This is a genomic window from Pseudomonas sp. GW821-FHT05D12 (assembly GCF_059419825.1).
Genome location: NZ_JBWKSN010000020.1, coordinates 38,494 through 51,305, shown reverse-complemented (window position 1 = coordinate 51,305; position 12,812 = coordinate 38,494). Strand labels below are relative to the sequence as shown.

Genomic DNA, 12,812 nt, shown 5'->3' with positions numbered 1-12,812 from the left:
CGGGGACTGGAAAGATGGTTTACACGCGTGGCAGAAAGTACTGCCCTCTAACGGAGCAGCTTCGGGCAAGAGTACTGCAATGCACGGCAAAAAAACCGAGAAAATTGGCGGGTGCGCACGTTAATGTCGGTTTGGTGATAGCGCCTTTCGCAATCAATTGTTAAAAAGGAGGCCTTCTCAAAGCTACCTCCACGAAAGGACTTCGCATATGCCTGTCACGTTTTCCAAGAGCGCCCTGCTGCTCGCCCTGGCGCTGGGCCTCGGCCAGGCACAGGCTGCCGACCCGATCAGCCCGGCTGAATTGGCGACAAACGAAGGCATTCCCTACCCTGCCGTGATCGCTCACCGTGGCGCGTCCTACGATGCCCCGGAATCCACCGCCGCCGCCTACAAGGTCGCCCGCGACCTGGGTGCCGACTACCTGGAAATGGACCTGCAGCGCAGCAAGGACGGCGTACTGTTCGCCCTCCACGACAACAACCTGCAGCGCACCACCGACGTGGCCACCAAGTTCCCCGAGCGCAAGGACGCCCCGGCCAACGAATTCACCTGGAAAGAACTGCAAACCCTCGACGCCGGCAGCTGGTTCAACGCCGCCTACCCCGACCGCGCACGTCCGGGCTTCGTCGGCCTGAAAATCCAGAGCCTGGACGACATCATCAAGATCGCCGAAGGCAACCCGCAGCACAAACCCGGCCTGTACATCGAGACCAAGGAGCCCAAGCAGTTCCCGGGCATCGAAGCCGACCTGAAAAACAAGTTGCTGGATAAAGGCTGGCTGAGCTCTGCCGGCTCCAAGCTGGGCAAGAGCAACACCGGTGTCGGCCAGGGCAAGGGGCGCGTGGTCCTGCAAACCTTCGAGACGGCCAGCCTGAAAGAACTGCAGAAAGAAATGCCGAACACGCCGAAGATCCTGCTGCTGTGGGTCGGCCCTGGCAGCATCGAGCCGAAATCGACACAGACCTTCGCTGAGTCCGGCGAAACCACCAAGGCTGCCTACTACGCCAAGCAAGAGCCGAAAGACGCCGCCGAGTTCGAAAAATGGGTCGACGAAGCCAAGAGCCTCGGCGCCATCGGCACCGGCCCTTCGGCCGAGCTGACCGCCCATGGCGACCAGAGCTACACCGACCTGGTGAAGCCGGAAATGAACCAGCTGACCCACGACAAAGGCCTGCTGGTGCACGTCTATACCGTCGATGAGCCGGTGGATTTCGACAAGGTGATGAAGGCCGGTGTCGACGGCATCTTCACCAACCGCGCCGCTGAACTGCTGAAGTTCTACAAGCGCTGGCCGTCGTCCAGCGTGCAGGACCTGCTGAACGACTATAAGTACTGAGTGAAGCCCGAATGGTCGGGTCGCCTGTGGTTGCGCCGTGATTACGGCCTGATCCACGGCGAGCTGGGGCGCACCGCGCCCCATGCGCACTACGCCCATCAATTGATGTTCTCCCCAGGCCGGCCCATCACGGTCAGCCTTGAAGGCCGCGTGATCACGGCCGATCGCCTGTTCATTCCTTCGCGACTCCGCCACGCCATCCTCCAGGCCGAGGGTGAGGTGCAGGTGCTGTATGCCGAACCCATCGTCTTTGCTGCCGAGCCGTTGCAGGCCCTGCTGCTGGGCGGCGCAGGGTTTATCGAGACGCTGCACCAGTTGCCCCGGCGGCGCCTCGACGATCCACGCATCGAGCGCGCACTCGCCAGTCTCGATCAACATCTGGGCGGCAAAGTGTCGGCCCTGGTCCTGGCCGAGGCGGCACACCTTTCACTCAGCCAACTGGAGCGCCTGTTCAGTGATCAGCTCGGTGTGCCGGTGCGCCGCCTGGTGCTGTGGCGACGGTTGCGTGTGGCCCTGCAACTGGCCCTCGCGGGCGGCACGCTGACCGAGGCCGCCCACGGCGCGGGCTTTGCCGATTCGGCGCATTTCTCGCGGACCATGAAGCAATTGTTCGGCGTCACCGCCGGGGCGTCCCTGCGCCAGCTGGAGGTGCAGTTCCTAACGTAAATCCTGCGGCAACGGCGGCTCCTTGCCCGACTTCACCGCCGCGAACGGGTCACACAACTGCGCCACATAATCCCGCGGAAAATCCGGCCGACTGCCAATCCCCAGGTCCCCCGGCCCCATGCGATAGCGCGGGCGATCAAACGCAGTGCCCAGCAGCCAGTCCCACAGATTGAAAAACAGCCCGAAATTCACATCCCCCGCACGCCCGTATTTCATGTGGTGAAACCGATGCACCGGCGCCCAGGCGAACACCCAGCGCAACGGCCCCAGGCGCATGGCCACATTCGAGTGCTGCAGCATCAACTGAACAGCGATGGCCAATGCCAGCAACTGCGCCACGTCCAGCGGTATGCCCAAAAGGATCAGCGGCAGCAGGCCTGCCGTCGCTTCGAGCGTCTGGTGCAAGGGGTGCTTCATCAAGCCATTGAAGCCATAGAGCCGCTGTACGCTGTGATGCACCGCATGCAGGCGCCACAACGGCGCAACACGGTGGCTGGCGTAATGCATCAAGGTAATCCCGGCGTCGGCCACGACAATGGCCAGCAACAATTGCTCCCACAGCGGCCAGCCTCGTGGCCAGAGGCCTTCGAACGCCAACAGCGCGGTCAGTCCGGGCAGGATCAGCAACCCCGCGGCATTCAGACTTTCATTGACCAACGCATGCAAGGTGTCGCGTCGACGATCACCCAGGCTGCGGTTCCATTGCCGCTCATACGGCAGCCATTGCTCGACCAGAAATGACACCGCCACCGCGCTTACAAACACCAGCAGCAACCCTTGCGGTTGCCTGGCCTGCACATACGCGAGTGCCCACCCGATAAACCCTGCAAAAAAGACAGGCGCATAAAGCCAACTGACCAACCGTTTCATCCGAGTCTCCCTTTACGTGAGCCCTCAGCATGAAATCCCGCGCCCTTGGCGGATTGAACAAACTGCGCAACCGCTTGAAATAATTAAGCGTGAATTAAGTTGCGCTGGATAACCTGATCCCACTTAAACAGCTCACCGAAGAAGGACACACACCATGAAAACCCTGACCGCACTGTTCGCCGCCACCGCCCTGACCGTGACTGCCGGCCTGGCCCAGGCCGATGTTCGCCCGGATCACATTGAAGGCCTGGTCAAGTCCGGCGCCGTGATGCCGTTCGACAAACTCAACGCCGCTGCCGTCGCCACCCACGCCGGTGCCAGCATCACTGACACCGAGCTGGATCACAAAAACGGCGTGCTGGTCTACGAAGTCGACCTGACCGACACCGCCGGCAAACGCTTTGAAGTGAAGCTCGACGCCAAGACCGGCGCCGTGCTGGAAAACAAGCAAGACACTTGAGTCGCCCCCTCAAGCAACCGCGCCACCTCCGGGTGGCGCGGTTTTTTTATGTCCGCGCGTCAGCGGGCGTAAGAAAATCCTCGATTTTGCGAATGAAATTACACCCACATGGCACAAGGTCGCTAAAATCCCACCCATTGGCCGGGGCATAACGCTCAGCACGTTGGGATAGAGATTGCTGCATGGGGCAAAAAGCCGCCGACATCGCCACCATTGGCCGCATCAGTGCCGTCCCCGCGATGCTCAAAGTCATCAGCGACATGACCGGCCTGCGCTTCGCAGCGGTCGCGCGGGTGACCGATGACACCTGGACCGCGTGCGCCGTGCTCGATCAGTTGGACTTCGGCCTTGGCGTCGGCGGCGAACTGGACCTGACGACCACGATTTGCCACGAGATTCGCGGCTCCCACGTGTCCGTGGTCATCGACAAAGCCAGCGAAGACCCGCTCTACCACGACCACCACACGCCGCGCCTGTATCACTTCGAAAGCTATATCTCAGTGCCGGTGTTTCGCACCAACGGGCACTTCTTCGGCACCATCTGCGCCCTCGACCCTAACCCTGCAGAGCTGCGCAGCAGCACGATCCAGTCGACCATGGAGTCATTCGCCCGGGTGCTGTCGCTGCAAATCGAAGCTGAAGAAGCCGCGCAGTTCACCCACGCGCAATTGCAGGAAGAACGCGATACCGCCGAACTGCGTGAGCAATTCATCGCCGTGCTTGGTCATGATCTGCGCAACCCGCTGTTCGCGATCAACTTCGCTGCTGAACGGCTGCTGCGCAAGCACCCGGATCCGGCCACGGACACGTTGCTGCGACATATCCTCACCAGCGGCCGCCGCGCCGCGCAGTTGGTCGAAGACGTGCTGGACTTCGCCCGTGGCCGCCTGGGCAATGGCATTCCGTTGAACATCGGCGATTGCCAGGGTCTGCAGGAGGCGCTGCAACATGTGGTGTCGGAAGTGCAGAGCGTGCACCCGCAGCGCGTGATCCAGGCGAATATCGACGACCTGCAAGGCGTGAGTGGCGACCGCGATCGCCTCGCGCAGCTGCTCTCCAACCTGGTGGCCAATGCCATTCACCATGGCAGCCACGAGGGACCGGTGGAGGTCACGGCAAAGATCGAGCAAGGCCATTTCAACCTGACCGTCAAGAACCCCGGGCAGATCAGTGCGCAAGCCTTGCCCCGGTTGTTCCAGCCCTATTCGCGTCCGACCACCGATACCCCCCAGGCCGGCCTGGGTCTGGGGTTGTATATCGTCAAGCAGATCGCCGAAGCGCATGGCGGCGAGCTGAACGTGTCGACCACCGCCGAGCACGGCACCGTGTTCACGTTCAGCCTGCCCACCCCCTGATCAGGGGCCAAAGCGTCCCTGTCAGCAGCGGTTCTTGATGCCTGGTGAGAGAGGCTTCTTGAACGGTTGCTGACAGGCGGTCAATAAAGTGTCATCGCAACGCAATAAGTCGCGAACCGTCACAAAACTGTCAAATCCCCTTGCAATGATCGCTCACGCGAACCTGTGAAACGTCCTACAGGCGCTTTCTCTGCGAGCCTCCATGAACCACAGCCTCGACTACAGCCATCAGGATTCCGACCTGTTCGGCTTGCTTTACGGTTTCCGTTTTCGCCCTGGTGAAAAGGCTGAGCAGATTGACTCGGCCACCGCCCTGCAGGCCTTGCAGCAACCCGGCGACCCCGAAGAATTCCTCTGGCTGCACCTGAACCTGGCCCACGCCGCGTGCGAGCGCTGGATGCAGGCGCACCTGGATTTGCCCGAGGAATTTTTTGAGGCCCTGCATGAAGGCTCGCGCTCCACGCGCATCGAACATGTCGACTCGGCCTTGCTCGCGGTGGTCAACGACGTGGTGTTCAACTTCAGCAGCATGGTCTCGTCGGATATTTCCACGCTGTGGGTGTGCGCGCGCAGCCGCTTGCTGATCAGCGCGCGCCTGCAACCGCTGCACTCGGTGGACAAGCTGCGCTCGTCGGTGAAAGCCGGTGAAACCTTTCGCTCGCCGCTGGAGCTGCTGGTGCACCTGCTGCGCGACCAGGGCGAAGTCCTGACCCAGATCGTGCGCAAGACCAGCATCAGCGTCGACCATATCGAAGACCAGCTGCTGTCCTCGCGCCTGTCCACCAACCGGGCGGAACTAGGGGCGGCGCGCCGGGTGCTGGTGCGCCTGCAACGCCTGCTCGCGCTGGAACCCGGCTCGCTGCTGCGCCTGCTCAACCGCCCGCCGCAATGGCTGCAGAAGGAAGACGTGAAGGAGCTGCGCAAATCCACCGAGGAGTTTGCGCTGATCATCAATGACCTGATGGCCCTCGGTGAGCGGATCAAGTTGTTACAGGAAGAAATCGCCGCCAACCTCAACGAGCAAAGCAACCGCACGCTGTTCACCCTCACCGTGGTGACGGTGCTGGCGCTGCCGATCAATATCATTGCCGGCTTCTTCGGCATGAACGTGGGCGGTGTACCGCTTTCCCAGGACCCGGAAGGCTTCTGGATCCTGGTGGCGTTGGTGGCGACGTTCACCTTGATTGCCGGGCGCTGGGCCTTTCGCAAGCGCAAGGATTACTGAAGCGCACGCTCGACTTGAAATGCCCTCGAGGGTGGGAGCCGGCTTGCCGGCGCCTACCAAGGGGCAGTTATAGACCGGCGGCATGGCCGATTGATTAAACACTGACCTGCCGCAGTATCTCTGTAACATTCTGCAATGAATATGGATGCCATCCTCCCCACACTGGATGCTCCGGCATGGCCACCCCTTCCCTGACTGCCTCCACCCGCTCCTCGCACAGCGAGCCCAAACCCAGGCTGGACAAGAAACCCGGCCTGGTGACGGTAATCATCTTCTTCGCCGTGCTCGCCATGGGCCTGTTGTTCACCGCCTACAGCCTGATGCACGACATGCACGAAATGGGCGCGGTGGTCACCACCTGGACGCCGTTCCTGCTGCTGGGCGTGGCGCTATTGATCGCCCTGGGTTTCGAGTTCGTCAACGGCTTCCACGACACCGCCAACGCGGTCGCGACGGTGATCTACACCAACTCGCTGCCGCCGCATTTTGCGGTGGTGTGGTCGGGTTTTTTCAACTTCCTCGGGGTGCTGCTTTCCAGCGGTGCCGTGGCGTTCGGCATCATTGCCCTGCTGCCGGTCGAGCTGATTTTGCAGGTCGGTTCCTCGGCCGGTTTCGCGATGATCTTCGCCCTGCTGATCGCTGCGATCCTGTGGAACCTCGGCACCTGGTGGCTGGGGTTGCCGGCGTCTTCTTCGCACACGCTGATTGGTTCGATCATCGGCGTCGGCGTGGCCAATGCACTGATGCACGGGCGTGACGGCACCAGCGGGGTGGATTGGAGCCAGGCGATCAAGATCGGCTATGCGCTGTTGCTGTCGCCATTGATCGGCTTCGCCTTTGCCGCCCTGCTATTGCTGGCCCTGCGCGCCTTTGTCAAAAACCGCGCGCTGTACAAGGCGCCCAAGGGCGACACTCCGCCGCCGTGGTGGATTCGCGGCATGCTGATCGCCACCTGCACCGGCGTGTCGTTTGCCCACGGTTCCAACGATGGCCAGAAGGGCATGGGCCTGATCATGCTGATCTTGGTGGGCACCCTGCCGATGGCCTACGCGCTGAACCGCACCATGCCGGCCGAGCAATCGCTGCAGTTCGCCGCCGTGGCTGAAGTGACCCAGGTGGCCCTGGTGAAAAGCGCACCGCAGGCGCTGACGGGGGACCCGCGGCCGATCCTGTCGACCTATGTGCGCACCAAGGAAGCCACGCCGGAACTGGTACCGGCGCTTGCCGCCCTCGCCGGCCAGATCGGTGATGAAGTCAAAGGCTACGGCTCGCTGGCCAAAGTCCCCGCCGAAGCCGTAGGCAACGTACGTAACGACATGTACCTGACCAGCGAAACCATTCGCCTGATGGACAAGGGCAAGGTCGGCAATTTCGACGCCGACACCCAGGGCAAGCTCAAGCTGTTCAAGGATCAGATCGACAACTCCACGCGCTTTATCCCGCTGTGGGTGAAGATCGCCGTGGCCATCGCCTTGTGCCTCGGGACCATGGTCGGCTGGAAACGCATCGTGGTGACCGTCGGCGAGAAGATCGGCAAGACCCACCTGACTTACGCCCAGGGCGCATCGGCCGAAATGGTGGCCATGCTGACCATCGGCGCGGCGGATATGTATGGCTTGCCGGTGTCGACCACCCATGTGTTGTCGTCGGGTGTGGCGGGGACCATGGTGGCCAATGGCGGTGGCTTGCAGATGAAGACCATCCGCAATCTGCTGATGGCCTGGGTGCTGACGCTGCCGGCGGCGATTCTGCTGTCAGGCAGCCTCTACTGGCTGTTCACCCAATTGTTCTGACACAGCACCGTTTAACCGTGAGGGAGCGGGCTTGCTCGCGAAAGCCGTCTGTCAGTCAGGACACCTGGCGACTGACACACCGCAGGCGTGAGCAAGCCGGCTCTACATTGGTTCTATGGGTTTTCAGCTATTGAATAACCCGCCCATTATTTTCAGGCGTTTTTTGTACACCCGCCGCGCCTCCAGCGCCTCTTCCAGCGTCACCGCCACAAACCCCGCGCGCTGGTTCGGCTGCATCTGCCCGATCAGGTCCAGGTCGGCACTGATCACCGTGCCAATCATCGCGTAGCCGCCGCCCGACACCGCATCCCGATGCAGCACGATAGGCTCCAGCCCGGCCGGTACCTGAATCGAACCGATGGGGTAGCAACTGTCGACGATATTCGACGGATCCGAGCCCGCGCCGAACGGCTGCTCGCGTGACTGGAAGCTCAGCGCGCTGCCGCCCTTGAAGCGATAGCCGATGCGGTCGGCCTCGGAGCCGACGGTCCAGGGTTCGGCAAAAAAGCTGCTCTTTGCACCGGCCGTCAAGCGCTCGTAGTACAGCCCCGGCACCACGCGCAACGTCACATCGCCACCGACCGACCGGCGCAGCGCCATCGGCAGGCTGTTGCCCGCGCGCCCCTGTCCGCTGGCGGTACCGATGGGCAGCTCATCCCCCGCCTGCAAGCGTCGCCCGTGAAAACCACCGAGCGCACCGAGGGTGTAAGTGGAACGACTGCCGAGCACCAAAGGCACGTCGATGCCACCGGCGACCGCAAGATAAGTGCGCGCGCCCGCCTTGGGAAACTCGAAGCGCAGCACCTGCCCGGCACGCACGTGGAAGGCGGTGTCCTGGTGCACCACTTCACCGTCCAGGCGCGGTGACATCAACGCGCCGCTGAGGGCTACCAGGGCGTCCTGTTGAAACGCCAGCTCGGGGCCAATCAACGTGCATTCCAGGCCCGCTGCGCCAATGGGATTGCCCACCAGGTGGTTGGCCGCGCTCAAGGCGTACTGGTCCAACGCCCCCGAGGGCGGAATGCCCAGGTGGTAATAGCCTTCGCGGCCAAGGTCTTGCACGGAGGTGGCGAGGCCGGGTTTGAGGACCTTGATCATGCCAGCGCCTCCTGCAGGGTTTTCGGGTAGCCGATGGGGTCGGCGAGAAACGCATCGAGGGAAAATTCCACCGTACGGATGCGCAGGTCGAAACGTCCTGCGTCCACTTCGGCAACGGCCTGGTCGTAGGCGTCGCGGTCGATGGGTTTGAATTGCACGATGTCACCGGGCCGGAAGAACACCATGTGTTCCTTGAGGTAGGCCAATTGCTGCGCCGGGTCGTAGATCGGCGCCGGGGTCACGCCGAACATCTGGTAACCGCCGGCCCCGCGCACCGAGTAGATGCAGCCGAAGCAGCCGCCATGGCCGAGGGTCAACTTGGGAGTGTCGGTACGCGGGCGCAGGTACTTGGGCACCTGCAACTGCCGCTCGCGCTCGACCATCTGGAACATGAACGGCAGGCCCGCGACAAAGCCGACCATCGACACAAACCACGGCGCGCCACTGTGGGCGGCGATAAACGCGTCGACATCGGCCAGGCCATTGATGCGCGCGGCGTATTCCAGGTCGGTCGCACTGGGGTCCTGGTGGCGGTCGCGAAAACGCATCAGCGTTTCATGGGTCCAGGGGTCGTTGTAGAGCACCGGGATTTCGATGATGCGCGTGTGCAGGGTGCGTTCGGCCACGGCCTGGGCTTCGGCGGTCTGCACCGCGTCGAGCAGCACGTGTGGCGCGATGCGGTCGGGGTCGAAGCGAATCTGGAACGACGCATTGGCCAGGCACACATCCAGCACACCTTCCAGGGCCAGGCGCTCCACGGCCCGGGTCACGGCCATGCCCGTGAAAAAGGCCTCCAGCGACATGCTCTCGCTGACCTCGGCAAACAGGTGTTCATCACCGCCGAAGCTGTAGCGGATGGGGGGTGTTTGAGCCATGTCTGTTCCTCTTGGAATCGTTATAGAAAGGCAGGCAAAAAATGAATAGGGGTGATTGGATTTATTGTGCTGAGCGGTTTTTTTTGTGGTGAGCGGGCGTCCTGTGGCTAGCGGGCTTTATGTGGTGAGCGGGCTTCCTTTGGCTAGCAAGCTTCCTTTGGCTAGCGCGCTTTATGTGGTGAGCGGGCTTGCCCCGCGTTGGGCTGCGCAGCAGCCCCAGTAAGCCCCCTGTGTACTTCCAGGTAGAACTCGGCCGTCTGATTTTAGGGCCGCTACGCGCCCCAACGCGGGGCAAGCCCGCTCACCACAACAAGCGCGCTCACCACAGGAATTCTGCTCACCACATAAAGTCCGCTTGCCACAGGAAGCCCGCTCACCACATCAAGCCCCGTTGGCCGCAGGCAGCCCATTGGCCACCACGATTCCTGCCTGGTCGAGGGCTTCGCGGGTGGCTTCCACCAATTCCAGGGCGCCGGGTGTGTCGCTGTGCAGGCAGATGGAATCGAATTCGATAAACAGATCTTCGCCTTCCACCGTGCGCACCAACCCGGTCTGACAGGCGCGCAGAACCCGCGCCGCTACGGTGGCAGGATCCAGCGCACGCACTGTGCGGGTAAACACGATGGAGCCGCTCAGATCGTACTCACGGTCGGCGTAGAACTCGCGCACCACCGGTTGCCCGAGTTCCTTGGCCACGCGCCAGATCACCGAGTTGGGCATGCAGTACAACAGCAGTGTCGGTTCGATGATCTGCAGGTTCTGCACCAGCAGCCGCGCGGCTTCTTCGTCGCGGGCCAAATGCATGTAGAGCGCGCCGTGGGGCTTGATATGTTGCAGGGTCACGCCTTGGGCGCGGGCGATTTCGCGCAGGGCGCCGAGCTGGTAGAGGATGTCGTCGACCAGTTCCTGGGCCGGAGCGTTGATATGCCGGCGCCCGAAGCCGACCAGGTCGCGAAACCCTGGATGTGCACCGATGGCCACCCCCAGTTGCTTGGCGCGCTCGACGGTGCGACGCATGGTGCCGGGGTCGCCGGCGTGGAAGCCGGTGGCGATGTTGGCCGAGCTGATATAGGCCATCAGCTGCGCGTCGACGCCATCGCCGATGGTCCAGGGGCCGAAGCCTTCGCCCATGTCCGAGTTGAAATCCACTGCCTGCATCGAGGTCGCTCCGCAAAGGTGATGGCGGAAAAGTAGGCCGCGTCTTGACCCCTTGGGAAGATCTATTATCAGATAGCCCATCTTCTGAAAATCAGATAAGCCCGGCCCCTACGAGGAATGCAGCGTGTCATTGACCTTGCGCCAAGTGCGTTATTTCGTCGCCACCGCCGAAATCGGCCAGATTTCCCAGGCCGCCATCCACCTCAACATTTCCCAGTCAGCGGTGACCACGGCGATCAAGGAACTGGAGGCGATGCTCGGCGTGCAGCTGTTCGTGCGTTCGGCCCAGGGCATGAACCTGACCGACGCCGGCCGGCATTTTCTCAACCGTGCCTATGTGATTGTGCGCAGCGTCGACGACGCCCTCAACAGCCCATTGCCCGACTACCGCGCCAGTGGCGTGCTGCGCCTGGCCGCCAGCTACACGGTGCTCGGTTACTTCCTGCCGCACCACTTGCAGCGCATGGAACACTGGCACCCGGATGTGACCATCGAGGTGTTCGAGCAGGAGCGCCAGGCCATCGAACAAGGCCTGCTCGACGGCCAATTCGACATGGCAGTGGTGCTCACCGCCAACCTGACTCATGCGGATATCGTCTCCGAAATCCTGTTCAACTCCGAACGCCGCCTGTGGCTGCCCAGCCATCACCCGTTGTGCGAACGCGGCGCCGTGAGCCTGGCGGATGTGGCCCGCGAACCGTACATCCTGCTCACCGTCGATGAAGCCGAACACAGCGCCATGCGCTATTGGGAACAGGCCGGGCAAACGCCCCAGGTGCGGCTGCGCACCAGCTCGGTGGAAGCAGTACGCAGCATGGTCGCCAATGGCAGCGGCGTGGCGATCCTGTCGGACCTGGTGCATCGGCCCTGGTCACTGGAAGGCAAGCGCATCGAAACCCTCACCGTGACCGACCCGGTCACGCCCATGAGTGTCGGGCTGGCCTGGCATCGCGAGCGTGCGTTTACCCCGGCGATGCAGGCCGTGCGCGATTATTTCCATGACGCCTTCCTGGCGCCGCAGCAGTTGTCGGCTCGCCGTTAGAGTCGGGCTTGCAGCGTCGCGGCCAGCCAGTCCATGAACACCCGCACACGCTGTGGCAAATGCCGTTGCCCGGCGTAGAGCAGCGACACATCGAGCGCCGGCGCCGGGTAGTCGGGCAGCACGGCAACCAGCTCGCCACTGGCGAGTAGATCGCGGATGCCCAGGACCGGCACCTGAGTGATGCCGAAGCCGCCCAGGCAGGCGGATTTGTACGCGTCGGTGCTGTTGACCGTGACCCTCCCGGCCATCGGCACGCGGTGCACTTTGTCGCCCTGCTGGTATTCGAACCCCGTCGAACGTGATCCCAAGGGGCGCACGTAATGCACCAGTTGATGGTGCGCCAGGTCCTCGAGGGTCTCGGGTACGCCATGGCGCTGGCGGTAGCCGGCACTGACACAGTTGATCATCGGCATGCTGCACAACCACCGCGCGACCACCGTCTGGTCGGGCTGTGCGCCGACCCTCAGCACACAGTCGAACCCTTCGGCCAGCAGGTCGACCTGGCGGTCGGTGGTGCTGATTTCCAGCTCGATCAAGGGGTGGGCGTCCATGAACTCGGGCAGGCGCGGCAGGATCAGGTCCCGCGCCATCACGTTGGGCAAGTCCACGCGGATACGCCCGCTGAGTTGCGCCTCATCCTGGCGAAACAGGCCTTCGAGCTCGTCCATGTGGGCCAGCAGATCCTTGCTGCGCTCATACAGCACACGCCCGTCCTGGGTCGCCTGCACCTTGCGCGTGGTGCGCTGCAGCAGGCGTGTGCCGAGCAGCTCTTCCAGCGCCTGGACATGCTCGGACACGCTGGAGCGCGGCAGGCCCAGGCTCTCGCCGGCGCCGGTGAAACTCGACAGTTCGGTGACGCGCACAAAGGTGCGCAGCAGTTCCAGCTTGTTCATGGGATTGTTCGCCTTATCCGGCCAGTGATTCCGATATACCC

12 protein-coding genes are annotated in these 12,812 nt (G+C 62.7%); 7 read left to right on the top strand and 5 right to left on the bottom strand.

Annotated elements, in window-relative coordinates; all coding sequences use genetic code 11:
• Positions 1-208 precede the first annotated feature (208 nt).
• Together AC07SI_RS28165 and AC07SI_RS28160 are read left to right on the top strand one after the other, a co-directional pair.
• Positions 209-1,336, top strand: coding sequence for a glycerophosphodiester phosphodiesterase family protein (locus AC07SI_RS28165; protein WP_065909153.1), 1,128 nt, complete (start codon positions 209-211; stop codon positions 1,334-1,336).
• Positions 1,337-2,002 carry a helix-turn-helix domain-containing protein gene (locus tag AC07SI_RS28160; protein WP_495006956.1) on the top strand — a complete coding sequence of 222 codons (666 nt, stop codon included), beginning with the start codon at positions 1,337-1,339 and terminating at the stop codon, positions 2,000-2,002. It abuts the gene before it with no gap.
• Here AC07SI_RS28160 and AC07SI_RS28155 read toward each other — a convergent pair.
• The gene (locus AC07SI_RS28155; protein WP_495006955.1) at positions 1,994-2,872 is read right to left on the bottom strand and encodes a sterol desaturase family protein; all 879 of its coding nucleotides are present in this window, start codon (positions 2,870-2,872) and stop codon (positions 1,994-1,996) included. The genes AC07SI_RS28160 and AC07SI_RS28155 overlap by 9 nt on opposite strands.
• A gap of 154 nt (positions 2,873-3,026) precedes the next feature.
• Here AC07SI_RS28155 and AC07SI_RS28150 point away from each other — a divergent pair, with 154 nt between their 5' ends.
• The 4 genes from AC07SI_RS28150 (at position 3,027) to AC07SI_RS28135 (ending at position 7,705) form a co-directional block, all read left to right on the top strand.
• Positions 3,027-3,332, top strand: a complete 306-nt coding sequence (locus AC07SI_RS28150; protein ID WP_120449618.1) for a PepSY domain-containing protein — start codon at positions 3,027-3,029, stop codon at positions 3,330-3,332.
• Between the two features lie 182 nt (positions 3,333-3,514).
• On the top strand, positions 3,515-4,687 hold the full coding sequence (locus AC07SI_RS28145; RefSeq protein WP_495006954.1) for a GAF domain-containing sensor histidine kinase: 1,173 nt from the start codon (positions 3,515-3,517) through the stop codon (positions 4,685-4,687).
• A gap of 202 nt (positions 4,688-4,889) precedes the next feature.
• Positions 4,890-5,912, top strand: a complete 1,023-nt coding sequence (locus AC07SI_RS28140) for a transporter (protein WP_065909143.1) — start codon at positions 4,890-4,892, stop codon at positions 5,910-5,912.
• 176 nt (positions 5,913-6,088) lie between these two features.
• Positions 6,089-7,705: an inorganic phosphate transporter gene (locus tag AC07SI_RS28135; protein WP_495006953.1), complete on the top strand. Its 1,617-nt coding sequence runs from the start codon at positions 6,089-6,091 to the stop codon at positions 7,703-7,705.
• Positions 7,706-7,828: 123 nt separating this feature from the next.
• On the opposite strand, the gene AC07SI_RS28130 is transcribed toward AC07SI_RS28135, so the two are convergent.
• The 3 genes from AC07SI_RS28130 to AC07SI_RS28120 all read right to left on the bottom strand — a co-directional run bounded on the left by AC07SI_RS28130 (position 7,829) and on the right by AC07SI_RS28120 (position 10,836).
• Positions 7,829-8,803, bottom strand: a complete 975-nt coding sequence (locus AC07SI_RS28130) for a 5-oxoprolinase subunit C family protein (RefSeq protein ID WP_495006952.1) — start codon at positions 8,801-8,803, stop codon at positions 7,829-7,831.
• On the bottom strand, positions 8,800-9,678 hold the full coding sequence (locus tag AC07SI_RS28125; RefSeq protein WP_065909136.1) for a 5-oxoprolinase subunit B family protein: 879 nt from the start codon (positions 9,676-9,678) through the stop codon (positions 8,800-8,802). Before AC07SI_RS28125 ends, AC07SI_RS28130 begins: the two co-directional genes overlap by 4 nt.
• A 381-nt stretch (positions 9,679-10,059) precedes the next feature.
• Positions 10,060-10,836 carry a 5-oxoprolinase subunit PxpA gene (locus AC07SI_RS28120; RefSeq protein WP_120449624.1) on the bottom strand — a complete coding sequence of 259 codons (777 nt, stop codon included), beginning with the start codon at positions 10,834-10,836 and terminating at the stop codon, positions 10,060-10,062.
• Between the two features lie 124 nt (positions 10,837-10,960).
• On the opposite strand from AC07SI_RS28120, the gene AC07SI_RS28115 reads away from it, so the two are divergent.
• Complete coding sequence (locus AC07SI_RS28115; RefSeq protein WP_065909132.1) at positions 10,961-11,878, top strand: LysR family transcriptional regulator; 918 nt, start codon at positions 10,961-10,963, stop codon at positions 11,876-11,878.
• On the opposite strand, the gene AC07SI_RS28110 is transcribed toward AC07SI_RS28115, so the two are convergent.
• Positions 11,875-12,771, bottom strand: coding sequence for a LysR family transcriptional regulator (locus tag AC07SI_RS28110; protein WP_065909129.1), 897 nt, complete (start codon positions 12,769-12,771; stop codon positions 11,875-11,877). The two genes, AC07SI_RS28115 and AC07SI_RS28110, sit on opposite strands and share 4 nt — an antisense overlap.
• Positions 12,772-12,812 lie beyond the last annotated feature (41 nt).